This is a genomic window from Streptosporangium saharense, from assembly GCF_014203715.1.
Taxonomy (GTDB): Bacteria; Actinomycetota; Actinomycetes; order Streptosporangiales; family Streptosporangiaceae; genus Streptosporangium; species Streptosporangium saharense.
Map to the genome: position 1 here is coordinate 1 of NZ_JACHJP010000002.1, position 26,727 is coordinate 26,727.

A 26,727-nucleotide genomic window follows, 5' to 3' on the forward strand; every position below is an offset into this window, starting at 1 on the left:
GGACTACAACCTGCTCGCCGAAGCTGCCGACGCCACCACCCTCGACGACCACTTCGAGATGGGACTCACCGCCATCCTGCGCGGCTTCCAGCACTCCGCCGACTGAGAAGGCCGCCTTCACACACGGACGTTCAAAGCCCTCCAGCCCTTATCCCTGGACTGCTCCACCGCCACGCGGGCTGATCACCAAGCTCATGATCACCGGCTTAGGAACAGGAACTTAGGAGTCCTGGGCCTCCATCGTTGGCACACCCAATCGGGGAGGTCGCGACCGCAACGCGGTGCCAGCGGTGCAGCGGCCGGTGCGGATCTTCGTACCAGGCGGCGTCATCCCGGGCTTCCTCGAAGGACATGCATCTCTTACAGGCGCCCGGAATCTGACAGGAGGCTTGACGGAGTACCCGACAGCCAGCCATCTTCCCTTTAGGAAGCTTTCTTAACAGTGCACCACCTTCAAGGGACCATCCACGCACCAGCCAACATGCTGGAGGTCAGCACATGCACATCAGAAAGCACGCCGCGGCCCTGGCCGCCACCCTCCTCACCGCCACTGCGCTCCTCGCCACAGCCACCCCCGCGCACGCCGACCCCACCGACTGCAGAATGTTCAAAGAGAATGTGACCGCCACAGGCGGCACCGTCTACTACATCTGCACTGGCGGTACCGGCGGGTACGCCTTCGAGTACCGCGTCAAGTCATCCCCCAACCCCGATCACGGCGGATGGCGCTACGAACGCACCGAGTGCGTGCCCGTTGGCCAGTTCCTCGTCTTCCAGTACGTCTTGAATCAGCGAGAGGTGACGAACATCGTCAACTGCTGACGCCAGTGCCGTGATCCTGTCTGGTAAGGCCTCGGCTTTGCTGGGGCCCTACTCAGAGAACTACGGATGTGGCGCACTCCTCTGGACGACCGATCTTCGATGATCGACGTCCACTCTCCGTCCTCAGCTTCTCGCCAGGAGTCACCATGCGGAGAACCTTCCCCCTCGCCTCGATCGCCCTGGTCGCCGGATGCTCCGGCATACCGATCGCCGTGCCAAGACCGGCCCCGGCGCCACTCACCGTCGGCGGCACTATGAGCGTCCCCGGCAGCTCCCTGATCGGCGACCCCAAGTCGTGCGTCACGACCGGAGGGTACTCCGACATCCGGGAAGGCACCCAGGTCGTCATCACCGACGAGGCCAGCAAAACAATCGCCCTCGGTAGCCTGGAGGCGGGCAAGCCCGACAGCCAGAGCTTGGCCCTCTGCGTCTTCCCGTTCTCGGTGCAGAACGTCCCGGGCGGCCGGCCGTTCTACGGCATCGAGATCAGCCATCGCGGGCGTCTGCAGTACACCGCCGCGCAGATCACGATGTCCCTGCAGCTGACCCTGGGGGACTGACCCCGAACACGCGACCGCGACCTCATCGGCACTTCCATGCCACAAGGCGACATCGAGGGTGACGTCTACCGTGAAGGCGGCTGGCTTGTTTGTCTCTTTGAAGTGATACGGCGCTCGGATGACGCGGGTCGGCCTCGGCCTGGAGCGGGCTCAAAAGCCTTCCGTCATGATTGAGTATGGCGATGCTGCACGAACTGCGCGCTTACTATGAGCAGGACAGAGAGCACGGCCGCCTTCGAGAAGGGCGTGGCCGGTTGGAGTTCTGGCGGACACAAGATGTCCTGCGCCGGATGCTTCCGCCGACGCCGGCTCGGGTGCTGGATGTGGGCGGCGGCACGGGCGTGCATGCCAAGTGGCTGGCCGCCGATGGGTACGACGTCGAGTTGCTCGACCCCATCCCACTTCACGTGGAGCGGGCGCGCGAGCTAACCGGGATAGCCGCACGGTTGGGCGACGCACGGCAACTGCCCGTGCCGGATGAGAGCGTGGACGTTGTTCTACTCCTGGGCCCGCTCTACCACCTGACCGAGCGGGCCGACCGAGTTGGCGCTCTGGCAGAAGCCCGGCGTGCCGTACGGCCCGGCGGTCTGGTGGTGGCAGCGACCATCAGCCGCTACTCGGCCGTCCATGATGGAGTACGCCAGGGCTTTTACCTTGACGACGGGTTCCGCACAGCAGCCGACAGCGCCGCCGCGGGCGGGATCATGCGGTCGCCAAGGTCAGGGTTCACCGCATACTTCCACGAGCCCGAGGAGATTCCGCTGGAGTTCGCCGACGCGGGATTTCCCGAAGTCAAACACTACGGACTCCAGGGTGCCTTCTGGCTGTACGGGGATGTCGACGACTGGCTTGACGATCCAGAGCGTCGCACCCTCATGCTGGATGCGCTGCGGTCGATGGAATCAGTGCCGTCGCTCCTTGGGGTCAGCGGGCACATGCTTACCCTCGCCCACCGCGATCGATGACTATGCTGAATGCCCCTTGGGCGGCTACGGGTGAGGGCTAGGTCGAGGATGGAGGAGCGTTCGGTGTGTTCGCCGGAGGCGATGCCTTCTGGAACAGGTCGTTGAGACGATCAGCCCTTCCAGCAGGTTACGGCCGAGCTAGTCGTCGCCTCGGTGTCCGTCGCGGATCACCGCCAACCCGCCGACCCGGGTCGTGATGCCCGCCGGTCCGCGTCGGGCCGAAGCGAGCACGCTGGCCGGTCGGCCGAGGGCGTCGCCCTGCTCCACCTCGATCGCGATCGTCTGCGCGCCTGTCGTGTCGAGCAGGTGGGCGGCCAGGCAGCCGGTGCTGTTGGCGTTGGCGACGTCCTCGTCGACACCGATCGCTGGCGCGAACATCCGCGCCGCACCCGGTCGGTCGCCCACCGGCGGTACGTACACGAAACAGCCGAGGAGCCCGTACCGCAGGCACGCCGCTGTCAGCCTGCCGAGGTGTGGGCGGACTCGGAGCAGCGCCGACCGGTCGCGGACCGGTACCAGCATGCGTGGTGCGCCGGGCGCGGCGATCCGTGGCGCGTCGGTCGGATGCGGGTCGTCCGCGGTGAGCCCGAGCGCGGCGACGATCGCGGCGCGCTCGTCCGGCGCCGGGTGACGCAGCGCGACGAGGCCCTGGTCGAACCACACCTCGATGCCGGTGGGGCGGCGGATCGCGACGGTGTCGAACGTGCGTCCGCCGGTGTGCTGGCGGTCGTTCAGCTTGCCCAGCGCGGCGCGGGTCAACCGGACGGCCTGCGCGGCGACGGTGCCGTGGCCGCAGCCGGACAGTTCGGCGGTGGCGGTGAAGAACCGGACCGGCCAGCCACCGTCCGGCGTCCGCCCCGGGCCGAGGAACGCCGCGTGCGAGGTGCCGGCCGCGGCGGCGACCGCACACCGGTCCGCGTCCGTCGCCGCCGGGTCGTCGTCGGTGACGGCCGTGGGGCTGCCGCCCCTGCCGTCGCGCCGTACGCACGCATCGACCACCGTGACATCCGGCCAGGACATCGGCCCACCTTTCACGCTCAACGAACCGGCAACCTTCCGCCGATGGTCGGACCTGACCACAACGGCCGACCGAACGCGTCCCGGCCTGCCTCAGCCGGTGCCGTCCTGCACCGGATAGTGGATGATGACCGCACCGCCGGTGGCGTAGTTGGCGACATCGGCGGCCAGCCGCTGGCCCTGCGGCGACCCCTGCGCCGCGGTCATGGCGGCGGCGTCAGCGAAGTCGCCTTCGAAGACCGCGAAATACGGCGTTTCTCCCGTGGCCGCCACGTCGAAGCTGTAGCGCCACGCAAGCAGGCCGGGCCAGTTCATGACCAGCGGAAGGTGGTTGGTCACGTAGTAGTCGCGGAAGTGGTCAGGGTCGACGGGCTTGGAATACAGGACCACCAACTTATGCATGACGACCTCCTTCCAGAGAAACACTCCCGGTGACCTGGGAGCTCCTGCGAACTGGGTGAGGACGGAGGTGGTTTTGAAGAGCGCGTGAGAGTCGGTGGCCGGCCACGACGGGAGGGCCCGGGTGGGTCGGGTCGCGCCGGAATCCATGGTCGAGCACACCGGGTTCGGTGGCCGCGGCCTTCGCGGGAGCCGTGAGGGCGGACTCGAAATCGGGGGTATGCGCGGTCGGTTGAATCGCCATATGCGCAGGTTAGGGCTTGATGTGCGGGCGAGGGAAAGACCGGTACGGGCTAGACTCAGAACGGATCGTTATCAATCGATGGGGAGGGCGCGTGGCGCCGGACACGGTGAGCCTGCGGTACTTCCTGGTGCTGGCGCAGGAGTTGAACTTCACCCGCGCGGCCGCACGAATCGGTATCGCCCAGCCCGCACTCAGCGCCCGGATGCGCCGACTGGAGGCGGAACTCGGTACGGCCCTGCTGGTCCGCAACACGCGTAGCGTCGCCCTGACCACGGCCGGTGCGGCTCTGGCGGAGTCAGCGCCGCCCGCGCTGGCGGCGCTGGACCGGGCATGGGACACCGCCCGGAGCGCGGCGGCCGGTGAACTGGGCACGCTCCGTATCGGATACAGCCTCAGCACCGGGGCCGAGACGGCACCGGCCCTGGTGGACAGGCTGATCCGCGGCAACAGCGGACTCGAGGTCGGCGCGGTCCCGATGGCGACACCGGAGATCTCCCCAGCGGTCGCCGACGGCCGCATCGATGCCGGGATCACCCGCGGTGAACAGCCGGGCCGTGGCGTGCGCCGGTTCCTGCTGCGGCGTGAGCGCACCGGGGTCCAGCTGGCGCGGCACCATCCGCTGGCCGAACACCCGGAGATCGAGATCGCCGACGCGGCCGCGTATCCGCTGCGACTCCCGGACCGTGCGGCCAATCCCGTGATCCACGATCAGCTGGCCGCACTGTTCCGGGACACCCGACCACACCCCCGATTCCACACGCCCGCGGTCTCTTTCGACATGTCTCAGCGCGACCTGCGCGACGGGGTCACCCTCGCCCCGGCCGGAGAGGCCGCGGTCACGGCATCACCGGCCGGTCTCACCTGGCGACCACTGAGGGGCGCGCCCAGCCTGACGATCCACCTGGTCCTCCCACGCGAGCAGTCGCCACTGCACCGCCGCATCCGCGCCGTCGCCAAAACCCTGGCGCACGAGCTGCACTGGCTGCCGGACTGACGCGCAAAAGGTCAGGCGGGACGGACTTCGCGGCGACGTCCTCCAGCCGGGGGAGACAGCCCATCCGGTTGAAGCACTTCAGCCGCGCCATCAGTGTCGAACTGCCCGGGCCGTGCCTCCGCCGTACGCCTCCCGATACGTCGGCACCTACGTGTCGAGCACGTCCGAGACCCCGGTGAGCCAGGACGCGCGGGGACGCCCCCGGCTTCTCAGCGTCCCGGTGGGCGTCACCGCCGTACCAGACGCGTGGTGTCCACGCCCTACTCGCCGCACCCTCTACCCGCACACCGGCCCGGCCCAGAACGACGTCGTCACCGGCCCCGGCGGTGGGGCGTCCGAGCGGGCCGTACGACGACGGCCCGTGGTGCGGGGAAAGACTTGACCGGCTCCGGGGCGGGGCGCGGCCGGTCGGCTTCGCCCGGAATCCGCAGCGTCGCCTGCGCCTGCGCTGAGATGGCCGGGGGTGCGTCGACGTCGTCGTCCGTCTGATTCGGCTCGCGCAACAGTGCGGAAAGCTGCCTGGCCAGGTCTCTTCGGTCAACCGTGGACGGGCGTGCCAGGGCGGCTTCGGTGACCAGGCGCTGCTCGTCGGCCCCCATGATGATCACGTGGGCGTTCTCCGTCGGTCGTTCTTCTGTGAGCCGGGTGGCATCGTGGTGGTTCGTCATCAATGACCTCTCGATTCGTGTCGTTGTCGTGTCGTGACGCGGCTGTCAGCCGGGAGCCAGGCGGCTGAGGTGTTCCCAGGCGCGGTACTCCTCGGCCCTGGCCTGGTTCATCTGGTGGACCAGGTCGAAGGACTGGCCGCCGACGATCAGCCGCAGGGGCGGGTCGGGCAGGTCCACAAGTCGCATGACGACCGGCGCGGCAGTGCTCGGGTCGGGCCCCGCCTCGTCACCCCACATCTCGGCCAGCTTCGCCCGCAGCGGGTCATACGCCGGATCGGGCGTGGTGGCCGTCATACCGGTCGTGAACAGTCCGGTGTTGTAGCCGCCCGGCTGGACGATGGTGACCTTGATTCCGAAGGGCTCGACCTCCATGGCCAGCGCCTGGCCGAGGGAGTCGATGGCCGACTTTCCCGCCGCGTACAGACCGGCCGAGGCAATCCCGCCGCCCGTGCCCATCGTCGTCACCAGGAGGATGTGGCCCGAACCCTGGGCGCGCAGGTGGGGGAGCACGGCCTGGGTGATCCAGATCTGCCCCAGGACATTGACGTCGAAGTGGGCTCTGATCTGGGTCTCCGTGGCCTCTTCGAGCATGCCGTACAACATCGCGCCGGCGTTGTTGACCACGATGTCGAGCCTGCCGAACGCGGCCACCGCCCGTTCCACGCCCTCGTGCGCCGCGGCGCGGTCGGAGACGTCGAGCGGGACGCACGCCAGGGCGTCGGGGTGGCGGGCCTTCAGGTCCGCCAGCGGCGCCACGTCGCGGGCCGCGGCCACGACGCGATCTCCCCTGCTCAGCGCCGCCTCCGCGAACGCCCTGCCCAGCCCCCTGGACGCGCCCGTGATGAACCAAACACGCATGAAACTCGCTCCTTACATCAGTTGTCGAAGGCCTGGTAGAGGGTGGTCCAGAAGTCGCTCACCAGGTGTGCCGGGCTGGGGACGGTGTAGCCGAGCTGGCACAGCAGGATGCCGGTGAGCTGGTTGGCCGGGTCGGCGTAGGCCGAGGTGCCGCTGCCGCCGTCCCAGCCGAACTGGCCGATCGGGGTGTGGTCGCCGCGGTAGGTGCGCACCGCCATGCCCAGGCCCCAGCCGCCCTGCTGCCCCTGGCCGAAGGAGATGTGCACGTTGCCGGTGGCCATGGCGTGCCGTACGGCCTGCTGCTCGGGTGTGAGCCGGTTGGTGGTCATCAGCTCGACTGCGGCCCGCGACAGGATCCGGTCGCCCTGGTAGGTGCCGCCGTTGAGCAACATCTGGAAGTAGGCGTGGTAGTCGTCGGCGGTGGAGACCAGGCCGCCTCCGCCGCTCTGGAACGCCGGAGGTCGGCTCCACCGTCCGCCCTTGGGCTCGTCCCAGGCGAGGAACTCGCCGGTGGCCGGGTCGGGGGCGTACAGGGTGGGCAGCCGGTCGATCTGGTCGGCGGGGACGTGGAAGCCGGTGTCCTTCATACCGAGGGGCTCGAAGACGCGCTCGCGCAGGAACTCCTCGAACGACTGGCCGGTGACCCTGGCCACCAGCACCCCGACCAGGTCGTTGCTGAGCTGGTACTGCCAGCGCTCGCCGGGCCGGTACTGCAGCGGAAGCTCACCCAGGCGGCGCATCCACTCGTCAGGCCCGGGCATCGGCTCCGGCAGGTTGGGTGTGAGCCCCCGGGCGAAGATCTCGTTCATGATCGGCGTGCCCAGCGACGTCATGTCCATGCCGAGCCCGAACGTTGAGGTCAGCACGTCCCGCACGGTGATCGGCCGACGTGCCGGCACGGTGTCGTCCAGCGGGGCGTCGGGGCGCGCCAGGACCCGCGGACCGGCCAGCTCCGGCAGCCACGCGTCCACCACGTCGTCCAGCCGCAGTCGGCACTCGTCCAGCAACACCATCGCCGCGGCCATCGACAGCGGCTTGGAGGTGGAGGCCATCCGGAAGATCGTGTCCCGGCGCATCGGCGCGCCACCGTCATGTTGCATGGTCCCGAACGTCTCGACGTGCGTCTGGCCGCCCCGGCTGACCAGGGCGACCAGGCCGGGGATCTTCCCCGACTCGACGTGCCTCGCCAGCACCTCGCGCAGCCTGCGCAGCCCCGCCGCGGAGAAACCGTTGTCGCTGTGTTCCATCATGAGACTCCTGACAATTCGTTGATCTTGCGAAACTCGGAGGACCGTTCACGGCGTGGTTATGTCGCGGCGGGGCTGGAGACGTAGTTCCTCAGCCTGACGATGCGCGCGAGGGTCGCCTCCGCGGCGGTCGTGTCAGGCGCTTCCCGAATGGGGGCGCCGAGGAAGAACCGGTCGGCCCCCTCGCGTCCAAGCTGCTGGTGCTCGGCGACGAAGCCGCGCATCTCCCGCTCGTAGGCGGCGAACGCCAACGTGTGGTCGCCGTCGGCGACGGCCAGTTCACCGGCCAGGATGTAGGCGCCGATCAGCGCCTGGGAGGCGCCGTGGCCCGAGGCCGGAGCCGCGCAGTAACCGGCGTCCCCGAGGAGCACCACCCGGCCTGAGGACCAGCGGTCCATCTCCACCTGGGCGTTGACGTCGAAGAAGAAGTCCTCCGCCCTGCTCATCTCCTCCAGCAGGTGCGGGATCCGGCCGCCTTCACCGGCGAACCGCTCGGCCACGATGCGCTTGTGCTGCGCGACGTCGTCGCGGTCGTAGGTCAGCGATCCGGAGGCGAAGTGGAGCACCGCGCGCGCCTCGCCGTCGTCGCGGGCCCTGAGGAGGTCAGCCGCCTTGCCCGGCATGCTGTGAAACAGACCGGTGTCACGCTGGCTGGACAGGCCGAAGGCCGCCGTGTAGAGGCCCAGGTGCCGGACGAACCGTTCTCTCGGCCCGAAGACCTGCGAGCGGGTCCGGGAGTGCAGCCCGTCGGCACCGGCCACCAGGTCGAACCGGCGCGGCCGACCGCGTTCGAAGGTGACCCGCACGCCGTCGGTGTCCTGCTCCAGGGTGGCGATCGAGTCGCCGAGGACGTACTCCACCTCCCGGCGGGTGGCCTCGTACAGCAGGCCGATCAGGTCACCCCTGAGGATCTCCAGGGCGCACGGGCCGCCGTCACGCGCGTCACCCGGGTGCGTGTTCAGCGCGTGGGCCCGCTCCAGCAGGGCCATGCGGTCCAGCACGTCCAGCGCCTCACCGCGGAAACCCACCCCACTACCGCCCGTGCGCATCCGCGAGGCCCGCTCCACCACGGTGGGGGTGAACCCGTGGTGGCGCAGCCAGTACGCCAGGGCGGGCCCGGCGACGCCGGCACCGGAAATGAGGACGTCCATAACCTGCTCCATCGAACGAATAGATCGTGCGATTCGAGAATCAAGTACGGTTAACCCCGGAACAACGATGAATGGCGAAAGATCACATTCAGTGGGAGTAAACGGAGCAGGTCAGGCGTGGAACTGCGTGACATCGAGATCTTCCTGACCCTGGCCGAGGAGCTGCACTTCGGCCGCACCGCCGCCCGGCTGTGCCTGTCACCCGCCCGCGTCACCCAGGCGGTCCAGAAGCAGGAGCGGCAGATCGGCGCCCCGCTGTTCGAACGCACCAATCGCACGGTACGGCTGACGCCGGTCGGACAGCAGCTCCGCGACGACCTTCGGCCTCTCTACGCCGGGTTGAAGGACAGCGTGGAGCGCGCCCAGCTCGCCGGCCGGGGCATCACCGGCACCCTGCGCGTCGGCATGCTGCCCGCCAACGCCTACGACCTGCGCCCCTACTGGGACGTCTTTCGCCTCCGGTACCCGCAGTGGAAGCTGCGCGTCCAGAAATCCCAGTTCAGCGACGCCTTCGCCACGCTGCGCCGCGGGGACATCGACGCTCTGATCACCTGGCTGCCCGTCGACGAGCCGGACCTCACCGTGGGGCCGGTCCTGTTCGCCGAACCCCGGGTGCTGGCCGTCTCCACCGGCCACGAGCTCACCCGGCGCACGTCGGTCTCGCTGGAGATCGCCGCCGACTTCCAGCATCCGCAGTCCGACACCCGGCCCGACTACTGGTACGACGCCTACATTCCGCGCGAGACCCGTCGCGGCCGCACGATCGAGCGTGGCCCCGTGGTGCAGGACACGGAAGAGGCCATCACCCTCGCCAGCATGGCCGAAATCGTGGTGCTCTTCCCCTCCCACATGACTCGTTACTGGGTACGGCCGGACATCACCTACCTGCCGGTCACCGACATGGGGCCGCTGCCGTACGCGCTGGTGTGGCGAAGCGAGACGGAGGGCGAGCCCATCCGGGCGCTGGCCGGGATCATCCGCGACCTGGGCCCGCTCCCACCGGCCCCGGCCGCTCCTTGACGCCACCCGTCAGGGGCGGGGTGCTTGCCGGTGGTCGGCGGTGGTGTGTGGCCTGCTCGTAGTCGAATCCGAGCCCGAGCAGTGCCGGTTCGCTGAACGGCCGTCCCAGTAGTTCGACCCCCACCGGCATGCCGTCTGGGGTGAAGCCGGCCGGGATCGTCAGGGCGGGGAACCCGGTGTTGGCGGCGAGGGCGCAGATCCTGAGTCCTTCCTGAGGCTGGCCGATCGGCGCGGCCTGCTGTTGGACCGCCGGGTAGACCAGTGCGTCCAGGTCGTTGTCCTCGAACAGCTTGTGGAGCAGTTGTTGCGCCTGCGCGCGCCGGGCCAGCCGTTGGTGGTAGGCGTCCTGCGGGCCGGTCGAGGTGCCCAGCCGCTCCTTGAGCCGCTTCAGGACCGTGGGCGTGACCTGGCCGGAGGTGACGATGTCGGCCAGGGTCACGACGTCGGCCGGTGGCTCCAGCCGGGCCAGCGAACGGGGGAACCGTGAGCCCGGCGCCGCCAGATAGCGGTTGAGGTCGCGTTCGGTCTCGTCGGCGAACACGCTGGAGTCGTCCACCGCCGAAGTCAGCGCGGGCTGGGCGGGCAGATCGACGACGGTCGCCCCCTGCGCGGCCATGTCCCCGACGGCCGCCCGGACCAGCGCCGTCGTGACCTGCGCGGGCCCCGACGTGCTCAGGTAGTCGGTGAACACGCCGACGCGGGCGTTGACCAGGGCGGTGTCATTCAGCGTGGCGGTGTAGGTGCGGGGGATCCGCCCGATGGACGCCCTGGTGGACGGGTCGTCCGGGTCGTACCCGGCGGTGGCGTCCAGGATCAGTGCGATGTCGCTGACCGACTTGGCGATGGGGCCACCGACGTCCTGCGTGTTGGAGAGAGGCGCGATGCCGTCGCGGCTGGACAGGCCCTGGCTCGGCCGCAGGCCGACCAGGCTGTTGTGCGCCGCCGGGCTGCGGATGGAGCCACAGGTGTCCGAGCCCAGCCCGGCCGCGCCGAAACCGGCGGCGACTCCGGCGCCCGTGCCTCCGCTGGAGCCGCCCGGGTTGCGGGTCTGGTCGTAGGGGTTGCGGGTCTGCCCACCGAGCGAGCTGATGGTCTCGACGCCGGAGGCGAACTCGTGCAGGTTGGTCTTGGCGACGACGATCGCGCCGGCCGCGCGCAGCCGTGCGACCTGTTCGGCGTCATCGGCGGGACGCCAGCGCCTCAGCGCCAGCGAACCGCTGGACGTAGGCAGGTCTCCCGTGTCGTAGTTGTCCTTGACCAGGATCGGGATGCCGTGCAGCGGGCCGCGGACGTGCCCCCGCCGGCGTTCGGCGTCGAGCCGGGCGGCATCGGCGATCGCCGTCGGGTCCATGCGAATGACCGCGTTGACACCGGGCTGGTCGGCATACGCCTGCTCGTAGGCGTCGATGCGTGCCTGGTACGCCTTGACCAATCGGACCGAGGTGACCCGGCCGCTCGCCAGTAGCCCGCGCAACCGGGTGGCGTCCATGTCCACCACCCACTCGGCGATGTCGTTCGGTGCCGCCCGGTCACCTGCGCCGTCGCCCGCCGTCGCTTCGGCTGTGACCGCGGGTGCCGTCAGGAGAACGACACCGACCGCCAGGGCCGCCGCTCGGGTGTGCCGGTTTCGCCTTCGTCGTGCCACATCGGCCTCCTCGTCACCGATTGGCGCCTCGATGTACGAACACGGGAGATGCGCATACGGCCCCGCCGACCGTGAACAGCCGCTGACTGTGCCATCTGGAGTATGACCCGGGAGTGCCGTAGCGACCACCCCCCATGGTCTCCGGCGGGCTCCGCACAGGGTCAGTCTCATTCGGCCCGTACGGCGGCGCGGGCGAGGGCGGCGGCCAGGTGCGTGACGTACTCCGGGGTTGAGGAGCCGACAGGCAGCGGTTGTCGCTGAGAACGATCATGGTGCTGCCGCGAGGCGAATCATTCGTTTTACAACGCGACAATTATTTCGAGTTAACCGTTGGTCCTGTTTTTCGGGTCGTGCCCGCCGAGTTTCTGTCTGGTGATCAGAGGGCTGCCTACGGGGCGTTCACCGACCTGCCGTCACTGTCCTGATCTGGAGAAGTTCTTCTTCCTGGACCCGTTCGACCGTGATGCCATCGCGAGATCGAGGACCGATTCGCATCGCCTTGGCGTCGCCGTACAGATCGGAACGGTCCGTTGCAAGGAGCTGTTACTGGAAAAGTTGGGCGGCAGAGACACGGTGCGGCGTCGAGATTGGGTTGCTGGACGGCTGTGACAACGTTGGGGACGGGCCTGTGGTAGTCCCGGCGCTCACCGCTTGGAGGAGCCCCGCCCCCGAAAAGCTGCCCACACCGGCGATGACATCGAAAATCCCCACAATCCAGGCGATCGCCTTGGGCAGGGGGCGGCATGGGATGCGCCCGGCGTCTTGGGGCCCTCGTTGGCTGTCACGCCCACGCCATGGGTCGGAGCAAGTCGATCTGCCGAGCCCTTGCTTTTTAGGTCAGGACGTTCCCCCAGATACGGCATTCCCAAATTGGGATTACCGATGGGTGATCACGGAAAACCATGCCGGCACCCCGACATATTCCATAAAGTAGCGATTTGGATACACACCCATTTTCCGTTCCGGCGCCCATGTGAGCTGACATGCCTTCATACCCGATGTACAACCTTAAGTTGGCTGGATGGCGCAACCAAAGCGTCTGGGGGTGGGACCCGGCACTGAAGACCTGGTATGCGCAGCTCACCCGCGACAGCGCCGGGTACGACGCCATGGAGCGGGGGCCGCAGATCTGGCTCAGCCCGCCGCGGGTTCCCGTGATCTCCACCCCCGCGGCTCTCGCCGTGAAGATCGCCAAGGTCACCCGTACCGAGGTGGCCGCGGTACGGACCGCGATGAACGACTCCCTACCGGGTCGTCATGACCCACTCTGGCTACCTGAGGAGGAGCCGCACCCCGGCACCGGGCATTCGTTCGGCGGCATCATTCAGCGTCTGATCCCCAGGTGGGGGCGCCCCTGAGTGGTGAGCCTCGGCAGGGGCTGGTTTCAGACTGGGGACGTGAGGCGTTCGAAGGTTCGCCACCAGCAGCGTCCACGCGATACTGAGGGCCTGGTGGGCGGCGTTCGGCGAGCGCGGCCATACGGCACGGGTGGCCGCGCACCGGGCAGGTGGCCGAGTTAGGCCCGTACGGCACGGCCGTCTCGGTGACGTCACCGATGTTGAGCGCGGCCAGTTCCGAGGACCGGGCGGCGATGGCGTAGCCGAGCAGCACCAGGACCGCATCACAGATCCCGGCCAGGGCGGTGCGGTCCAGCGGAGTGAGCATCCGGCGTATCTCGGCCGGGAGCATCGGGGTGGCCTTGCGCACCGTCGCGGCCGGGTCGGGGCCAGGGCGAGTTCCTCGCGATGCCCGGGCAGGACCTTGCGGGCGCCGGAGGTCTCCGGCGCCACCACGTCAGCGGCCTTGTGCATCGAGCGGATCGCGGTCAGCGTCCGCTCGATGCTGGAGCGCGCAAGCGGATACCCCGTCTTCGCCGACGGGGCACGGTCAGGTGGGCGGCGTACTCGGTGACGGTCTGCGCGGTCGTCGGCAGCGCCGCCCCGCCCGTGCTCGCGCACAGACGGTGACGCGGCATATGCCCGGTGGGTCGAGGCGGGAACTCCGGCCTCGACGGCCGCGTAGTCAGCCGGGCCAAGGGGCGATCGACGGTCTCTACGGCCTTCGCGTGCGAGAGATCAGTCCGACGACCTCGGTCAGCACCGGCCAACCAGCACGCGATGCTCCCATATACCCCCATATGGGACATCAAGGATCATGGCAGGCATCGAAACGATCACGAGCACGCGGTTCACCAGGAAACACGGAAAGATCACCCCTGGTGGGGGAATTCTCCCTTTTTCTGTTTCCCTCAGATAAGGAACCTTCGCTCATGAATCGGCAGTCCCTCATCCCGGCCGCCCTGGCGGCGCTGGTCCTTTGCGCGTCGGCGCCGACCGCCTTCGCCGACGCAGCCCGAGTACGGCCGCGGCCCGATGCGCTGCGGGCGATCCAGGCCCGCCTGGCGGCCGGGGGTGGCGTCGCGCTGACCGAGAAAAGCTCAACTCGGATGCCCGGCGGCCGGATCGTCGACCACATGTCCTACAGCGCCGGATACAACGTCGAACGCAAAGACCGCCTGAGGTTGGGCCGTCCCGGCGTGTTGGCCGCCGAGACCTGGCGGCGGCTGTCCTTCGGCACGGGCGTGGCCAAGCAGATCGCCGCCGACACCGCCAAGGGCGGGGACGCCTACGTCGCCAGCCTGCTGCCGCAGACCTCCTGGCACCACTCCATCAGCGTCGGTGGCCACCTGTACGCCTCCGGCAGGCTGTATGACCCCGTGCTGCCCCAGGGCAAGAACTGGGCGCGCCTCAAGAATGTCAGCGGCGCCGCAGCCGCCTACGGCGACCAACTGCTCAACGTCTTCGAACCGGCCACCGCCAAAGCGCTGATCACTGAGAAGAACCGCAAGGGCGACGGGTATGAGTTTCGCGAACCCGACGGCAGGAAGCACTGGGAGCTGCAGTACGCCGGTGCCCTGTCCTTCGCCGCGATGTACAAGCTCTCTGCCACCTTCCGGGAGGCGCTCAACGGCCGCATGGACTCCGCTGACCGGACCCTGCAGCTCAACTGGAGTGTCTTCGTCGACGACAAGGGGCTGCCCCTGCGAGTGGTGTCGTTCTGGGAGAACCGGCAGGACGGACGCTTCTTCACCAGCGAGACCGTCACCTCCTACTCCGGCTGGGGCTCACGCACCGCGATCACCGCACCGCCGTCCAGCAGGACGGCTGTCACCCGCGGCCCGGCTGGTCTGCCCGAATCCGACGGCACGGTTGACGTCCTGCGCGCCCGTCCGGCCACCGGGTGACCAGATAGCCACGGCGAGCGCGTCGTTGAGCACGCAGGCGAGTGCCTGTCCATCCAGGACAACGTCGCTCTGTGACGGCCGACGTCACCGCTCCGCCTCTCCCGGGCGCGCCTACCCTCACCTGCGCCGCCCTGAAGACGGTTCTCGGGTACGGCACCGGCACCAACCCGGCCCATCCCAAGACGCTGGGCTACGCCAAATCTCTCGACGGCGCGATCACCCTCATAGCCAGGGGCGGTGACCAGGTAGCAGACGGTGAAGCCTTCCTCCTGGGTAGCGCGGTGCTCGCGTGCGCCTTCCAGCGCGAGGGCGGCCTGCTCGATCGTGGTGGCGCGCGAGGAGGGATGACCGGTTTGGCGCCTTCTTACACCAGGGCATATCCGTAGGCGGTGGTGAACGGCGCGAGATCAGGGACACCGAAGGTTTCGCACATCGCTTTGAAAGTGACGACTTTGTTTTCGCCGAAACGCCGGACCTGGGCGGCGTAGGAGACAGCGGACACAAAGGTGGGCGGGGTGGTCTTGCTGTGAAACTTGTCGGCGTACATCACTAGTTTCTCTTCACCCGACTCAGCCATATAGTCGGCGACGGGCAGGGGAAGTCCCTGCTCTCGCACGTCGCTCCGGCTGATCCCCATGCCGGTGTGACAGGAGCAGAAGCGGCGGATCTCGTCCGGAAACCCCTCCTCAAGGAGAAGCTCGTAGCCGAGTACGCCGTGCTGCAGGTAGCGTGTGTGATCCAGCTTTCCGCTGGCCCCGTACAGCCGATAAACCCCGATGTCGTGAAGCAGGCTTCCCGCGCGCACCAAATCCCTGTTGAGATCGGATCCGGTACGTGCGAGAAGTTGCTCTGCGATACAGCACACGATTTCACAGTGGATATAGACGAGATCGAAGGCCTCCCGGGTAGGCGCGTGCTTCTCATGGAGCGCACGAATCTGTTCGTCTGTCGGAATCCGCATTCCGAGATTCTACCAACCGGTGAACACGGCGTTCTGCGCCTTGACCGGATACGCATTCCATGAATTCGGATGCTGTTCTATCGCGCTGCCGTTGATTTGTCGTGCTCGACGCCGAACCACGTCACCGTCCTCATCCGCCGGTACGCCGTGAACCGAACGGCCGATGACGTTGGCGGGCCCGTTCGGGGCTCGGGTTGTTGTCACCGGCCGCTCCGATGCGGGTGGTCAATCCCGCACGTGCAGGCCGAAGCCCTTACGTCCCGGCACCTCCAGGCCCTCCTTCAACCGCAGTGACGGGATCTCGTAGTCACCGAAGTTCTGGCGCCGGAACGCGATCGGTTCGGTCGTCTCCAGCGACAGCAGCCGCTCCTTCCACGCCTTCGCGGCGTCCTCGACGTCGCCGCGGGTCATCTTGTCGGCGCCGTGCAGCACGAACGGCGGCAGCACTTCCATGCCCGGGTAGTACAGGATCCCGTGGTGGATCGGGAACAGCAGGTCCTCGATCGGACCGTTGATCCCGCGATCGGTGTAGTGGGATTCGGGGCCCCCGATGGTCACCGACAGGATCGCCCGCCGCCCCTGCAACGTCCCTTCGCCGAAACGCTCGCCGTAGCGGGTCTCGTCATGCGCTCCGACGCCGTACGCGAAGTGGAAGGAGAACACCCGGTCCACCCAGCCCTTGAGGATCGCCGGCATCGTGTACCACCACATCGGGAACTGGAAGATCACCGTGTCGGCCCACAGCAGCTTCTCCTGTTCGGCCGCCACGTCGGGCGTGAGCGCGCCGGAGTCGTACGCCCCGGCCGAACTCGGTATCACCCGCAGCGGGCTCGTGGCGTGCTCGCCGAAGTCCGCCGCGTCCACCACGGCCTTCCAGTTCATCGCGTACAGGTCGCTCACCCGCACCTCGTGCCCGGCGGCTTCGAGAGTGGACACGGCGAGGTCCTTCAAAGAGCCGTTCAGCGAACGCGGCTCGGGGTGGGCGTAGACGATGAGCGCCTTCATGACTGTTCCCTTCGACAAGGTGTTCGCCATAGATGCTCGACCACCGGGGCCTCGTCGTTCAGGGGCTCTTCTTCCTGGTATCAGCAGGGCCACCCTCACGTACGTCACCGGAGCCATACTGGAGGCATGGACGATCTCGCGGGCTTCCTGCGCACCCGGCGCTCCCGGGTCGACCCTGCCACCGTCGGCATCCCCACCGACAGCCGCCGCCGCGTCGAAGGGCTGCGCCGGGAAGAGGTCGCGCACCTGTCCGGGGTCAGCGTCGACTACTACGTACGCCTGGAGCAGGGCCGCGCCACCCAGCCCTCCGAACAGGTCCTCGACGCGCTCGCCCGTGTCCTCGGCCTCGATGAGACCGAGCGTGAGCACCTGTACCGGCTGGCCCGGCAGCGCCGCCGCCGCGCGAAGTCGCCCAGCGGGCGCCTGCGGCCGGAACTGCTGCACGTACTCGACCTGGTCACCGACGCGCCCGCCCTGATCATGGACCACCGGCTGGACGTGATCGCCGGGAACCGCCTCGCCGGGCTCCTCTTCGGCCGGGAGATACCGGGCTTGAACACCGCCCGGCACATCTTCCTTGAGGAGGCCGAGCGCGGCCTGTACGCCGACTGGGAGAACTGCACCCTCGACGTGGTCGGGCACCTGCGCCTGGCGGCCGGGAAGTACCCCGACGACCCGCGCCTGACCTCGCTCATCGGCGAGCTGGCGATGGGCAGCACGCGCTTTCGCCGCCTCTGGGCCCGCGCGGACGTGCGCGCCCGCACCCATGGACGCAAGGCGTACCAGCACCCGCTGGTCGGACTCCTGGAACTGCACCAGGAGAACTTCGCACTGCCGGATGAATCAGGCATGGAACTGCTGGTGCTGTCCGCGACACCCGGAAGCCCTACCGAGGACGGGCTGCGCCTGCTGAGTACGCTCAGCGGAGACGGACATCCCACGGTGGAAGACCTGCCGGTGACGAACGCGCCATGAGTCACACGAAGCCGTTGGGGTCAGCGGCGGCGATCGGCGGGCTTCACTTGCCTCGCCTGGGATGAACACCGGGACCAGGCCGAGTCCCAGATGTTCGTCAGCCGGTCGCTGACTCGGCTTTCGAAGGCCACCAGAACAGAGACAGAGGATCATCGTCAGTCCCAGCTCCTCGGCCCATTCGCGGACCCGCCATCCTCCGTTGCGCTGCTCGCAGAGGGCGTATTCGGCGAATCGGTCCCGATGAGCCCGATCTTGACCGGCAGCGTCACCTTGTGCCAACCGTGGGTCTGGCACTGGTCGCACACTGTAGGCGCCAAGCACCTTCGTGCGATCAATGGTTGCTTTCAGGGTTGGGGCAGCCGGGCACGTGCAGGTCCCGCCCGGCGAGGAGGTAGGCGTGCTCACCGTCCGGGTTCGTGCAGATGGCGCTGTTGAGCAGGCGGATCGGGCGATGAACACGCCGCTGGACGTGGCTGGTGTACGGCTCGCCCTCGTCGGCGGTCAGCCGTACGTGGACAGTGGGTTTCCCACGATGTGGCGGGTGATTCCGGCGGGGCAGTGCGCTTGGGGCGTTGGTGAGGGCACTTTGGCATTCAGGCACTGGCGGTATCCGGCACATCCTCACACCACCGCGTTGGTCGATCAACTGACCGCCGGGGCGAAAACCGTGATTGAGGACCTTTTCGACTGGGTTGATGAACTGCAGCGAGTCGGGGGATTCACGTATGGCTACCGCCAGGTGGCGTGTGCCGTCTCTATTGTCCGGTAGACGTTGGAGAGGGTGGGGCTCCGTTGTTCTTTGTCTTGTTCTGAGAAGGGCTGTTTGTGAGAGTGGCTGACCTTTCAACGTAAGGTCGATGCCGTACGTGCGATCGCCGAAGCCCTGGTTCGGGCGCCGAGGAGTCGTCGATGCTAAACCAGGATCTGCTGCGTAACGCGCGCCTGGCTGGTTATGGGGCCGTGAGCACTCAATTGTCCTTGCTGAGCGACCACCGGCTCGGGGAGGTCGTGGCAGCCGCTACTCCGCTCGGGTCGGGTATCGGCGGCAGGTCGGCGGAGCTGGACATCAACGGAACGCGCGTCTTCGTCAAGCGGATCCCTTTGACGGACATCGAATTGCGTCCGGAGAACGTGCGATCGACGGCGAATGTCTTCGAACTGCCGATGTTCTACCAGTACGGGGTGGGCTCGGCCGGGTTCGGCGCCTGGCGGGAGCTTGCCGTACACACCATGACCACGAACTGGGTTCTCGGCGACGAGTATGCGGGATTCCCCCTGATGTACCACTGGCGGATTCTGCCTGATTCCCCTCCCGAAGGATTCACCGACGAGTTCGGGGGTTTGGAAGGAGCCGTCGCGCACTGGGAGGGATCACCCGCCGTTCGTGACCGGCTGGAGGCCATCGGCCGATCCTCGTGCGGCCTGGTGCTCTTCCTGGAGCATGTGCCGTACACACTTGCCGGATGGCTGGCCGACCACCGTAAAACCGCTGCACCCGAGGGTGGGGACGGTTCGCTTTTCCGCTGGGTGGAGGAAGCTCTGACGAGCGGAACCGCCTTCATGAGTTCTCGCGGACTTGTCCACTTCGATGCTCACTTCGAGAACATCCTGACCGATGGCCGACAGCTCTACTTCGCTGATTTCGGGCTTGCTCTGAGCTCCCGCTTCGACCTTTCGGCGGACGAGTCCGGCTTCCTCTCGGACCATCTCGCGTACGACCACTGCTACACCGCGAGCCACCTGCTCCAATATCACCTGCTCGACGGTGTGCGCGGTGACACGGAACGTGAAGCCTTCCTGCACGACTGGATCGCAGGTCGGCGACCTGGCGACATCCCGCCCGAGATCGCGGCCATCATCGACCGGCACGCACGCCCTACCGTCGTCCTGGACTCCTTCTTTCGCCGTCTGTTCACCGAGAGCAAGAAGACGCCGTTCCCGGCCGCGGAGCTCGAACGGCAGTTGGGCGCCACAACCCCGAGCTGATCCACACCCTCGCCTCGGCCGCTGCCTACCGCACGGTCCCGGGTCACGCGCTCCGGTCCCTCCCGGTGAACAGCCTGTCCAGATACAGGTCGATCGCGGTGAGCGCGTCCTGGGGGCTGATCACGTTCAGTTCGATCAGGGGGGTGAGGCCGGTGAGGGTGAGGAGCAGGTTGGTCTCGGTCGCCGGGTCGCGGTCAGGGGCGATGTGCCCGTCGGCGATCGCATGGCGGACCAACTGCTCGACGAGGGCCCGTCCTTGGACGAGGCCACGGCGCGCCTGCTCATGGACGGTCTCGTCGTGCAGCGCTTCCAGGACGTAGGCGGCGCTCATCCGGCTGGTCGCGCGGGCGTCGGCATGCAGGGGGAGCATTTCCACGAGCGTCAGTCGCAGCACGTCACGGGGGTGCGGACGGTCACCGAGCTTCTTGAGGCCCTCTTTGACGCGCCGCGAGGTCTGCTCGGACGCGAAGTCCATGGCGAAAGAGAGCATGGCGGTCCGGGAGGCGAAGTAGTGCTGCAACTGCCCGAGGGAGATGCCCGCCTCCTGCGCCACCACGCGCATCGTCAGATGCGTGACGCCGCGTTGTTCCACCACCCGCCACAGCGCGCGGGCGATCGCTTCGCGGCGTCCGCGGTGATCCACCTGTTTCGGCATCGTCGGTCTCTCCCTCGTCCCCGGAGACTTTCCAATACAGTTGACATAATACAACTGACTTACAAAACTGGAGTCCACCTGAGGAAGGAAGCGTCATGCCTGAACAGCCAAGGGTGCGGACCACGGAAGGTGTGGTGCAGGGCCTCTGGCGGCAGGGGCACGCGGTGTTCCGCGGCATCCCCTACGCCCAGCCCCCGGTGGGAGCACTCCGTTTCGCCGCGCCCGCCCCGCCGCACCGCTGGGAGGGGACGAGGCAGGCGGCGGAGTTCGGTCCCGTGGTGCCGCTGTCCCTGTCGATCGACGTGGGTCCGCCGCAGGGCACGGACTGGCTGACGCTCAACGTCGGCACTCCGGATCCGGGCGCGGCCGGGCTGCCGGTGCTGGTGTGGATCCCCGTGGGCGGCTACATCTCGGCGATGTCGAGCGACCCGATGTACGATCCGGCGGCGCTGGCCGAGGCGGGACTCGTCGTGGTGACCGTCAACTGCCGCGTGGGCGCGGAGGGCTTCGCGTTCCTCGACGACGCGCCGCCCAACCGCGGATTCCTCGACCAGATCGCGGCGCTGGAGTGGGTGCGGCGGAACATCGCCGCTTTTGGAGGCGACCCCGACCACGTCACCGTGGCCGGACAGTCCGCCGGGGCCGGGTCGGTCGCCGCCCTCCTGACGATGAAGCAGGCGCGCGGCCTGTTCCGGCGGGCCATCGCCCACTCGGTGCCGGGGCTGCACAGCACCCCCGCGCTGGCACGGCAGGTCACCGCCGCGTTCGCGGACCGGCTCGGCGCGGCGGCCCCCACCGCTGCGGCCTTGCGCGACATCGACCCCTGGCACCTGGCCGCAGAGCTCACCTCCTTCAACGCCGGTCTCCATGCTCACCGGGAGAGCTGGGGAGCTATCACGGGGACCGGAACCGCCCTGTGCCCCGTCGTCGACGGCGAGGTGCTTCCCGAAACGCCCTGGACCGCGTTGACCGGTGCGCGCGCGGACGGGACCGAGCTGCTCGTCGGCCACGTCCGGGACGAGTTCCGGCTCTTCAGCGTCATGAGCGGACGGCAGGGCACCTTCACCGAGCAGGACGCCCGCACGGCCTTGGAACTACTCGCCCCCCGGCCGTACGGCGCGCAGGCGTACCGTGCCGCGTTTCCGCAGGCCACCCCGGAGGAGCTGGTGGAGACGGTGTACTCCGACGCCCTCTTTCGCATGCCGTCACAGAAGCTGGCCGAGGCGAACGCCGCAGCCGGTGGCACCTCGTACCTGTTCGAACTGTGCTGGACCGCCCCGGTCCTCGGCGGTGCCCTGGGCGCCTGCCACAGTCTCGACGTCCCCCTGGCGTTCGGCACGCTGGACAGCCCCGTCGGCACGCAGCTCATCGGCGACGAGCCCACCCCCGAGGCCGTCGCGCTCGCCCACGAGTTCAAGGAGACATGGATCCGCTTCGTCACCACCGGCGACGCCGGATGGGCCGACTACCAACCCGACCAGCGGCTCACCCGCGTCCTGGACGCCGAGTCGGAGACCCTGCCCTACCCCGAGCATGCCTCCCGCCGGATCTGGGAAGGCCACTTCCCCGCCCCCTTCGATCTCTCGTAGGGCGGAGCCACCGCAGAAGGAGAAGCGTTCCGGCTCGACCTGCTCAACGCGCGGTCAGGAACGCCGCGGTCGCGGGGCTCCGGTGTATCAAACGACGTTCAAGGAGGCTTACCCCGATGTTCCGCGCGAACGGCCCGCTGCCGGGCGACGTGCACGTGACCGCGCTCGGTCCTGAGTCCGGGCCGCCGGTGGTCTTCGTGCACGGCTCCACGAGCTGGGGCGACGACCCGGTGTACGGGTTCGCGGCGCAACGCCCGCTGGCTGACCGGTTCCGGCTGCTCCTGATGGACCGCCGGGGCTGCGGCGGCAGCCCGGACGCCGGGGACAGGTTCCCCGGCGACTACCTGGCCGACGCCGACGACGTCGCCGAACTCCTCGGGGCGGGCGCGCACCTGGTCGGCCACTCCTACGGCGCCGTCGGAGCCATGATCGCGGCGGCGCGCAGGCCGGAGGCGGTGCGCTCGCTCACCCTGATCGAGCCAGGCTGCTACCAGGCCGCCGCCGACCACCCCGACGTGGCCGAGGCGCTGCGCGCCAACCGCGCCGCCTACGCCGCCCTTCCCGACCTGACGCCCGAGGAGTGGCTGCGGGCCGCCGCCGACTCGTCCGGCATGCCGGAGCCCGGGACGGACGATCGGCGGTCGCGCGCGGCCGCCACGGCGCTGCGCGAACGCGTTTGCTGGGAGGCGGGCCTTCCGCTACCGGCGCTGCGGGCGGCGACCTTCCCCAAACTGGTCGTCTCGGGCACCTGGGAGGACGCCCCCGGGCCGTACCGGGAGCGCGGCGGCGTCCCTCTCATGGCCTGCGCACGCGTCACGGCCGAGCGGATCGGCGCCCGGCACGAGCGGGTGCCGGGCAGCGCCCACTACCCACACGTCGAGGCACCGGAACGGCTGAACGCACTGCTCACCGCCCTCTGGTCCGCCGCCTGAACGGGCCACACCGGTTCAGCCAAGCTCGTCCGCGACCAGGACCTGGTCGCCGGATGTCAGGCCAGGGCCGTCGGCGGCGCGGTAGCCGGGAGCAGGCTCGCGCACGTTTCCTCGCCGGAACGCGGTGTGGCCCGAAAATCTCCTCCAACGCCTGGATCCGTAGCCGACGGCTATTCGGCCGGACGGCGTCCCCAGGCCGAGATCAGTGGCGCGAGTGTCAGGTCGAGTTCGCCCGCGTGGATGGCGGCCAGGTGCGCGTCGAGCTCGGCGTCGTCGGCCAGACCGGCCGCGAGCAGTTCGCCGCGTACGTGCCGGATGGTCGCCGCCTCCAGCCGGTCGCAGGCCAGCCCGCCGACCGGGAAGGAGCCCGCCGCGGCGACATCTACCAAGCCCGCCTCACGCAGGGCCCCTGGCAGCGTCCGGCCGTAGCGCAGGTTCGCGCCGCGGCGCGTCAGCAGCTCCCGGACCGCGTCGCGCAGCCGATTGGCCCGCCGCTGCGCCGGGCCGTTGTCGTCCAGGCACGCCAGCGGCTGCAGAGCGGTATCGGCGTCCTCGACCAGCAGCCAGCCGCCGGGCCGCAGCGCCGCCACCATCGTGGCCAACGCCCGAGCCCGGTCGGGTACATGGACCAGCACGAGCCGGGCGTGCACCAGATCGAACGTCCCCGGCTCCGGGGGCGGATCAGCGGCGACGTCGTGCCGGAGCACCTCGTACCCGTCGCCTGTCTTCAGCCACGACGGGTCGATGTCCGTAGCCAGCACGTACCCGGTCGGACCGACGGCCGCCGCGAGCGCCTCCGGAATACTGCGACCCCCGGCCCCCACCTCCCAGCAGCGCGAGCCAGCCCTGACCCCCAGCCGGTCGAAGTGCCCCCGCGTCACATCGTCGAACAGCTCGGCCAGCCAGACGAACCGCTCGCCCGCCTCGGCGCGCGCGTTGTCCAGCAGGTATCCGCGGGCGGGAGCGGGCTCTCCACCGAGCGCGGTAGTCCCGCCTGTCGGATTCGATCGGTCACCGATGTGTGGCGGGCGGGGTGAGGAGGTCATCACTACATGGTCACCTCCCCAGACCACCGGCGCCACCACGGGGGAGGAATATCTCATAAAGCCTGAACCCCACGCGTCCCAGTCGGATTGACCATGGCCGACCTGAACGGCGATGGCAATGCCTACTACGTGCGCATCGGCAGGGTTTATGACGCCACCGCGTAAGCGATGACTGGCGCGACGACCACCGCTGGACGCAGGGGTGCCGCCAGCTGATGCATGGGAACTGCTTGTTGACAGCTTCTAGGCCACCGTACGGCGGGCGGAAGGCAGAGGTCTTCCCCGAGGCGGCCGGTCATGATCTCGTTACGGTCCGCACGACGAGCGGTGTTCGGCGGGGGAGAGAGAGGCCGTAGACGGCGCGGAAGTCGGCCTCGTGATCGCTGCGCGCCAGGGTGGGCACCAGGGATTGGGCCGCCATCTCGTGCCACATGACGAACCGCTCGGGTGCGGGACGTCCTCGGTGCGGAACACGACCTCGATCATCGCCGGTTTCCCGTTGTCGATCTCCTGCATTCGCTGATGTCCACGAAACGATCCTTTCGCGTCTCAGGTGGTGCGGGGTTTCTGCGACTTTTTAGATGATCTGTGGATCGTCGGGAGAACCAGGCGTCACCATGCAAGAGTCCCGCCACAAGCTCGCCCGGGACCTGTGCCACGGCAAACGTGCCATGTACCGGGACGGCATTCAGGACCAGCTTGGCTTGGTTCTGAATGCCACAGTTTTGTGAGCGACCCGCTCCATCGATGCCGCCGCGGCCCAGTTGCGGGTCAAGGGCCACGAGATCCGGGACGAGGACGTCGCGTGGCTGGTCTCTGCTCAAGCACAAGAGCCTCAACGTGGTGGACCGCCGCCTTCGTCCTCGCAGGCGGGTGTCTGGCGCCCGCTGCGAGGCCCGGACGCTCCCGGACTCGACGACGGGGACGCAGAAGCGAAGGAAAAACGCGATATTTCCCGATAAAGCAAGCTTTGGCACCCAGGCACCTTTGATGGAAGATCCACGTAACTCATCCATATCGGGTCGGGCCCGCATACACCCCGCCGCTCGGAGGAACACGTGCGACGAAGAATTCTCCTGCTGGGCCTCGCCCTCACCGTCATCGCCCTACTGCTCCCCACCCCCGCCGGGATCGCCGCCCCGGCCATCGCCTGGGCGCCCTGCCAGGACGATCCCGGCTTCGACTGCGGGACGGTGTCCGTACCGATCGACTGGAACAGGCGGAACGGGCCGAGGATCGACCTGGCGCTGGCTCGGCACAGAGCCACCGACCCCGCCGCCAGGGTCGGCTCCCTGCTGATCCATCCCGGCGGGCCGGGCGGCTCCGGGGTCGACTTCGTCATGGCGAGGCCCAACTGGCTGAGCGATGAGCTCCACCGCCGCTTCGACATCGTCGGCTTCGATCCGCGTGGTGTGGCCCGCAGCCACCCCATCGTCTGCTCCGGCGAGGCGCTGGACCGCACGCCGTACCTGGTCCCGGCGAGCGCGGCCCAGTTCGAGGCGCTGCGCGTGGCCATCACCGATCTGCGCGCCGACTGCCGGGCCCGTACCGGTCCGCTCTACGACCATGTGGACACCCTCAACGTGGTACGTGACCTGGACGCCATCAGGGCGGCCCTGGGCGAGGAGAAGCTGACCTTCTACGGCGTGTCCTACGGCACGCTGCTCGGTCAGCAGTACGCGGAGATGTACCCGCGCCGGGTGCGCGCCCTCGCGCTGGACAGCAACGTCGATCACAGCCTGGACATGAGGGAGTTCTTCGACACTGAGGCCGTCGCCGCCCAGGACTCCTTCGACGAGTTCGCGAACTGGTGCGCGCGGTCGCGAAACTGCGCGTTGCACGAGCAGGGCGTACGCGCGGTCTGGACCCGGCTGCTGGCCAAGGCCGACCGTGGCGAGCTGCGAAACCCGGAGTTCCCCGACATTCCGGTGACGGCCCTCTCGCTGATCAGCGAGGCGCACCTGCGGTTCTACGGTCCGCAGTGGGAGTTCCTCGCGCAACTGCTGGTCGACCTCGACAACGGCGCAGCCTTGCCTCCCGGCGTTCTCGCCCCCTACCAGAACGGCGAGGTGGCCGCCTTCCCCTTCCCGGCCCTGTGCCAGGACTTCGACCTGCGGGCCCGGGGCTACGGTGAGTACGCAGGCCACCTGCGCCGCTCGGCCAGGCTCGCGCCCGACATGAGGTACGGCCCGCTCGCCGCCACGATGGGGCCCATCTGCCTGGCCCAGCCCACGCCGATCCCCAATCCCCAGCGTCCCACGCGGGTCCGTGACAGCTTTCCGCTCCTGCTGGGCAGCACGTTGCACGACCCCGCCGCGCCCTACGAGTGGACCGTCGGCCTCGCCCGTCAGCTCGGCCCGTACGCCAGGGTGCTCACCTACGAGGGCTGGGGCCACGGCACCTACGGCTGGAGCGACTGCACCACCGGCGCCTTCGACGCCTACCTGATCTCTCGAACGCTGCCGCCGCGCGGAAAGCGCTGCGAGGCCGTTTCCGGCCTCACCGCCAGGCTGCCGCAACCCCCTCCGGCCCACATTCGGACGCCCATCCTCCCCACCTGGCCCGCGCCCCGTCTCGTCAGTGGGTGAACGCCTGGAGTTCGGCCGCTCGTATCTGGTCGCGGCTGGAGCCGACGGCGGCGCAGTCCGTCATGTCCTCCGGGACGCTGGTCTGCTGACCCGCGTACGTCGGGTTGCCGGTGCACCGTGAGGTGAGGGCGCGCAGCATCAGGTGGGTGGCGTCGG

Annotated in this window: 27 protein-coding genes; 15 read left to right on the forward strand and 12 right to left on the reverse strand. The window is 68.6% G+C overall.

All coding sequences use genetic code 11. The annotated features are described in order from the left end of the window. The first annotated feature begins 498 nt into the window (after positions 1 to 498). The 3 genes from FHS44_RS09015 (at position 499) to FHS44_RS09025 (ending at position 2,347) form a co-directional block, all read left to right on the forward strand. Positions 499 to 822, forward strand: coding sequence for a hypothetical protein (locus FHS44_RS09015; RefSeq protein ID WP_184713520.1), 324 nt, complete (start codon positions 499 to 501; stop codon positions 820 to 822). Positions 823 to 968: 146 nt separating this feature from the next. After that, positions 969 to 1,382, forward strand: coding sequence for a hypothetical protein (locus FHS44_RS09020; RefSeq protein WP_184713521.1), 414 nt, complete (start codon positions 969 to 971; stop codon positions 1,380 to 1,382). A gap of 182 nt (positions 1,383 to 1,564) precedes the next feature. Continuing rightward, positions 1,565 to 2,347, forward strand: a complete 783-nt coding sequence (locus FHS44_RS09025) for a class I SAM-dependent methyltransferase (RefSeq protein WP_221460615.1) — start codon at positions 1,565 to 1,567, stop codon at positions 2,345 to 2,347. 138 nt (positions 2,348 to 2,485) lie between these two features. On the opposite strand, the gene FHS44_RS09030 is transcribed toward FHS44_RS09025, so the two are convergent. Both FHS44_RS09030 and FHS44_RS09035 read right to left on the reverse strand, forming a co-directional pair. Next, positions 2,486 to 3,367, reverse strand: coding sequence for a PhzF family protein (locus FHS44_RS09030; protein ID WP_184713523.1), 882 nt, complete (start codon positions 3,365 to 3,367; stop codon positions 2,486 to 2,488). A gap of 90 nt (positions 3,368 to 3,457) precedes the next feature. Beyond that, positions 3,458 to 3,766, reverse strand: coding sequence for an EthD family reductase (locus FHS44_RS09035; protein ID WP_184713524.1), 309 nt, complete (start codon positions 3,764 to 3,766; stop codon positions 3,458 to 3,460). Between the two features lie 347 nt (positions 3,767 to 4,113). Between FHS44_RS09035 and FHS44_RS09040 the strand changes: the two genes are divergently transcribed. Beyond that, on the forward strand, positions 4,114 to 5,001 hold the full coding sequence (locus FHS44_RS09040) for a LysR family transcriptional regulator (RefSeq protein WP_312863578.1): 888 nt from the start codon (positions 4,114 to 4,116) through the stop codon (positions 4,999 to 5,001). A gap of 311 nt (positions 5,002 to 5,312) precedes the next feature. Here FHS44_RS09040 and FHS44_RS09045 read toward each other — a convergent pair whose 3' ends face one another. Genes FHS44_RS09045 through FHS44_RS09060 form a run of 4 tightly spaced genes read right to left on the reverse strand, consistent with a single transcriptional unit; the run spans position 5,313 to position 8,925 of the window. After that, positions 5,313 to 5,669, reverse strand: coding sequence for a hypothetical protein (locus tag FHS44_RS09045; RefSeq protein WP_184713526.1), 357 nt, complete (start codon positions 5,667 to 5,669; stop codon positions 5,313 to 5,315). A 45-nt stretch (positions 5,670 to 5,714) separates the two neighbouring features. Then, on the reverse strand, positions 5,715 to 6,527 hold the full coding sequence (locus FHS44_RS09050; RefSeq protein ID WP_184713527.1) for an SDR family NAD(P)-dependent oxidoreductase: 813 nt from the start codon (positions 6,525 to 6,527) through the stop codon (positions 5,715 to 5,717). Between the two features lie 17 nt (positions 6,528 to 6,544). Further along, positions 6,545 to 7,777, reverse strand: a complete 1,233-nt coding sequence (locus FHS44_RS09055) for a serine hydrolase domain-containing protein (RefSeq protein WP_246435382.1) — start codon at positions 7,775 to 7,777, stop codon at positions 6,545 to 6,547. 56 nt (positions 7,778 to 7,833) lie between these two features. Beyond that, the gene (locus FHS44_RS09060) at positions 7,834 to 8,925 is read right to left on the reverse strand and encodes an FAD-dependent monooxygenase (protein ID WP_221460616.1); all 1,092 of its coding nucleotides are present in this window, start codon (positions 8,923 to 8,925) and stop codon (positions 7,834 to 7,836) included. Positions 8,926 to 9,042: 117 nt separating this feature from the next. Between FHS44_RS09060 and FHS44_RS09065 the strand changes: the two genes are divergently transcribed. Next, positions 9,043 to 9,945, forward strand: a complete 903-nt coding sequence (locus FHS44_RS09065; RefSeq protein WP_184713529.1) for a LysR family transcriptional regulator — start codon at positions 9,043 to 9,045, stop codon at positions 9,943 to 9,945. On the opposite strand, the gene FHS44_RS09070 is transcribed toward FHS44_RS09065, so the two are convergent. Continuing rightward, entirely contained in the window at positions 9,899 to 11,590 is a 1,692-nt protein-coding gene (locus FHS44_RS09070; protein ID WP_184713530.1) for an amidase, read from the reverse strand. The genes FHS44_RS09065 and FHS44_RS09070 overlap by 47 nt on opposite strands. Positions 11,591 to 11,962: 372 nt before the next feature. Here FHS44_RS09070 and FHS44_RS42710 point away from each other — a divergent pair, with 372 nt between their 5' ends. The 4 genes from FHS44_RS42710 to FHS44_RS09090 all read left to right on the forward strand — a co-directional run bounded on the left by FHS44_RS42710 (position 11,963) and on the right by FHS44_RS09090 (position 15,220). Further along, entirely contained in the window at positions 11,963 to 12,199 is a 237-nt protein-coding gene (locus FHS44_RS42710; RefSeq protein WP_184713531.1) for a DUF4158 domain-containing protein, read from the forward strand. A 404-nt stretch (positions 12,200 to 12,603) separates the two neighbouring features. Further along, positions 12,604 to 12,948, forward strand: coding sequence for a hypothetical protein (locus tag FHS44_RS09080; RefSeq protein WP_184713532.1), 345 nt, complete (start codon positions 12,604 to 12,606; stop codon positions 12,946 to 12,948). 911 nt (positions 12,949 to 13,859) lie between these two features. After that, complete coding sequence (locus tag FHS44_RS09085) at positions 13,860 to 14,834, forward strand: hypothetical protein (RefSeq protein WP_184713533.1); 975 nt, start codon at positions 13,860 to 13,862, stop codon at positions 14,832 to 14,834. Positions 14,835 to 14,905: 71 nt separating this feature from the next. Then, a complete protein-coding gene (locus tag FHS44_RS09090; RefSeq protein WP_184713534.1) occupies positions 14,906 to 15,220 on the forward strand; it encodes a hypothetical protein in 315 nt (104 codons plus the stop codon). Here FHS44_RS09090 and FHS44_RS09095 read toward each other — a convergent pair. Next, the gene (locus tag FHS44_RS09095) at positions 15,199 to 15,795 is read right to left on the reverse strand and encodes an HD domain-containing protein (protein ID WP_184713535.1); all 597 of its coding nucleotides are present in this window, start codon (positions 15,793 to 15,795) and stop codon (positions 15,199 to 15,201) included. The genes FHS44_RS09090 and FHS44_RS09095 overlap by 22 nt on opposite strands. Positions 15,796 to 16,020: 225 nt before the next feature. Next, a complete protein-coding gene (locus tag FHS44_RS09100; RefSeq protein ID WP_184713536.1) occupies positions 16,021 to 16,800 on the reverse strand; it encodes an NAD(P)H-dependent oxidoreductase in 780 nt (259 codons plus the stop codon). Positions 16,801 to 16,926: 126 nt separating this feature from the next. On the opposite strand from FHS44_RS09100, the gene FHS44_RS09105 reads away from it, so the two are divergent. From FHS44_RS09105 to FHS44_RS09115, 3 genes are all read left to right on the forward strand, one after another. Next, on the forward strand, positions 16,927 to 17,775 hold the full coding sequence (locus FHS44_RS09105) for a helix-turn-helix transcriptional regulator (protein WP_184713537.1): 849 nt from the start codon (positions 16,927 to 16,929) through the stop codon (positions 17,773 to 17,775). 397 nt (positions 17,776 to 18,172) lie between these two features. Continuing rightward, positions 18,173 to 18,544 (forward strand): hypothetical protein, encoded by a 372-nt coding sequence (locus tag FHS44_RS09110; protein ID WP_184713538.1) that lies wholly within the window; start codon positions 18,173 to 18,175, stop codon positions 18,542 to 18,544. Between the two features lie 140 nt (positions 18,545 to 18,684). After that, on the forward strand, positions 18,685 to 19,761 hold the full coding sequence (locus FHS44_RS09115; RefSeq protein WP_184713539.1) for a protein kinase family protein: 1,077 nt from the start codon (positions 18,685 to 18,687) through the stop codon (positions 19,759 to 19,761). Between the two features lie 43 nt (positions 19,762 to 19,804). Here FHS44_RS09115 and FHS44_RS09120 read toward each other — a convergent pair whose 3' ends face one another. Continuing rightward, a complete protein-coding gene (locus tag FHS44_RS09120) occupies positions 19,805 to 20,416 on the reverse strand; it encodes a TetR/AcrR family transcriptional regulator (RefSeq protein ID WP_184713540.1) in 612 nt (203 codons plus the stop codon). A 95-nt stretch (positions 20,417 to 20,511) separates the two neighbouring features. On the opposite strand from FHS44_RS09120, the gene FHS44_RS09125 reads away from it, so the two are divergent. Further along, a complete protein-coding gene (locus FHS44_RS09125) occupies positions 20,512 to 22,005 on the forward strand; it encodes a carboxylesterase/lipase family protein (RefSeq protein WP_184713541.1) in 1,494 nt (497 codons plus the stop codon). A gap of 116 nt (positions 22,006 to 22,121) precedes the next feature. Next, positions 22,122 to 22,937 carry an alpha/beta fold hydrolase gene (locus tag FHS44_RS09130; RefSeq protein ID WP_184713542.1) on the forward strand — a complete coding sequence of 272 codons (816 nt, stop codon included), beginning with the start codon at positions 22,122 to 22,124 and terminating at the stop codon, positions 22,935 to 22,937. Positions 22,938 to 23,107: 170 nt separating this feature from the next. On the opposite strand, the gene FHS44_RS09135 is transcribed toward FHS44_RS09130, so the two are convergent. Beyond that, positions 23,108 to 23,983 (reverse strand): methyltransferase domain-containing protein, encoded by an 876-nt coding sequence (locus FHS44_RS09135; protein WP_184713543.1) that lies wholly within the window; start codon positions 23,981 to 23,983, stop codon positions 23,108 to 23,110. Positions 23,984 to 25,041: 1,058 nt separating this feature from the next. On the opposite strand from FHS44_RS09135, the gene FHS44_RS09140 reads away from it, so the two are divergent. Continuing rightward, entirely contained in the window at positions 25,042 to 26,571 is a 1,530-nt protein-coding gene (locus FHS44_RS09140) for an alpha/beta hydrolase (protein WP_184713544.1), read from the forward strand. On the opposite strand, the gene FHS44_RS09145 is transcribed toward FHS44_RS09140, so the two are convergent. Further along, positions 26,561 to 26,710 (reverse strand): hypothetical protein, encoded by a 150-nt coding sequence (locus FHS44_RS09145; protein ID WP_184713545.1) that lies wholly within the window; start codon positions 26,708 to 26,710, stop codon positions 26,561 to 26,563. The genes FHS44_RS09140 and FHS44_RS09145 overlap by 11 nt on opposite strands. Positions 26,711 to 26,727: the final 17 nt, after the last annotated feature.

Coding starts and splice junctions, on each gene's coding strand:
- FHS44_RS09015 (WP_184713520.1), top strand. CDS start 499: ATGCACATCAGAAAGCACGCCGCGGCCCTGGCCGCCACCCTCCTCACC.
- FHS44_RS09020 (WP_184713521.1), top strand. CDS start 969: ATGCGGAGAACCTTCCCCCTCGCCTCGATCGCCCTGGTCGCCGGATGC.
- FHS44_RS09025 (WP_221460615.1), top strand. CDS start 1,565: ATGCTGCACGAACTGCGCGCTTACTATGAGCAGGACAGAGAGCACGGC.
- FHS44_RS09030 (WP_184713523.1), bottom strand. CDS start 3,367: ATGTCCTGGCCGGATGTCACGGTGGTCGATGCGTGCGTACGGCGCGAC.
- FHS44_RS09035 (WP_184713524.1), bottom strand. CDS start 3,766: ATGCATAAGTTGGTGGTCCTGTATTCCAAGCCCGTCGACCCTGACCAC.
- FHS44_RS09045 (WP_184713526.1), bottom strand. CDS start 5,669: ATGACGAACCACCACGATGCCACCCGGCTCACAGAAGAACGACCGACG.
- FHS44_RS09050 (WP_184713527.1), bottom strand. CDS start 6,527: ATGCGTGTTTGGTTCATCACGGGCGCGTCCAGGGGGCTGGGCAGGGCG.
- FHS44_RS09055 (WP_246435382.1), bottom strand. CDS start 7,777: ATGATGGAACACAGCGACAACGGTTTCTCCGCGGCGGGGCTGCGCAGG.
- FHS44_RS09060 (WP_221460616.1), bottom strand. CDS start 8,925: ATGGACGTCCTCATTTCCGGTGCCGGCGTCGCCGGGCCCGCCCTGGCG.
- FHS44_RS09085 (WP_184713533.1), top strand. CDS start 13,860: ATGAATCGGCAGTCCCTCATCCCGGCCGCCCTGGCGGCGCTGGTCCTT.
- FHS44_RS09095 (WP_184713535.1), bottom strand. CDS start 15,795: ATGCGGATTCCGACAGACGAACAGATTCGTGCGCTCCATGAGAAGCAC.
- FHS44_RS09100 (WP_184713536.1), bottom strand. CDS start 16,800: ATGAAGGCGCTCATCGTCTACGCCCACCCCGAGCCGCGTTCGCTGAAC.
- FHS44_RS09105 (WP_184713537.1), top strand. CDS start 16,927: ATGGACGATCTCGCGGGCTTCCTGCGCACCCGGCGCTCCCGGGTCGAC.
- FHS44_RS09115 (WP_184713539.1), top strand. CDS start 18,685: ATGCTAAACCAGGATCTGCTGCGTAACGCGCGCCTGGCTGGTTATGGG.
- FHS44_RS09120 (WP_184713540.1), bottom strand. CDS start 20,416: ATGCCGAAACAGGTGGATCACCGCGGACGCCGCGAAGCGATCGCCCGC.
- FHS44_RS09125 (WP_184713541.1), top strand. CDS start 20,512: ATGCCTGAACAGCCAAGGGTGCGGACCACGGAAGGTGTGGTGCAGGGC.
- FHS44_RS09130 (WP_184713542.1), top strand. CDS start 22,122: ATGTTCCGCGCGAACGGCCCGCTGCCGGGCGACGTGCACGTGACCGCG.
- FHS44_RS09135 (WP_184713543.1), bottom strand. CDS start 23,983: ATGACCTCCTCACCCCGCCCGCCACACATCGGTGACCGATCGAATCCG.
- FHS44_RS09145 (WP_184713545.1), bottom strand. CDS start 26,710: ATGCTGCGCGCCCTCACCTCACGGTGCACCGGCAACCCGACGTACGCG.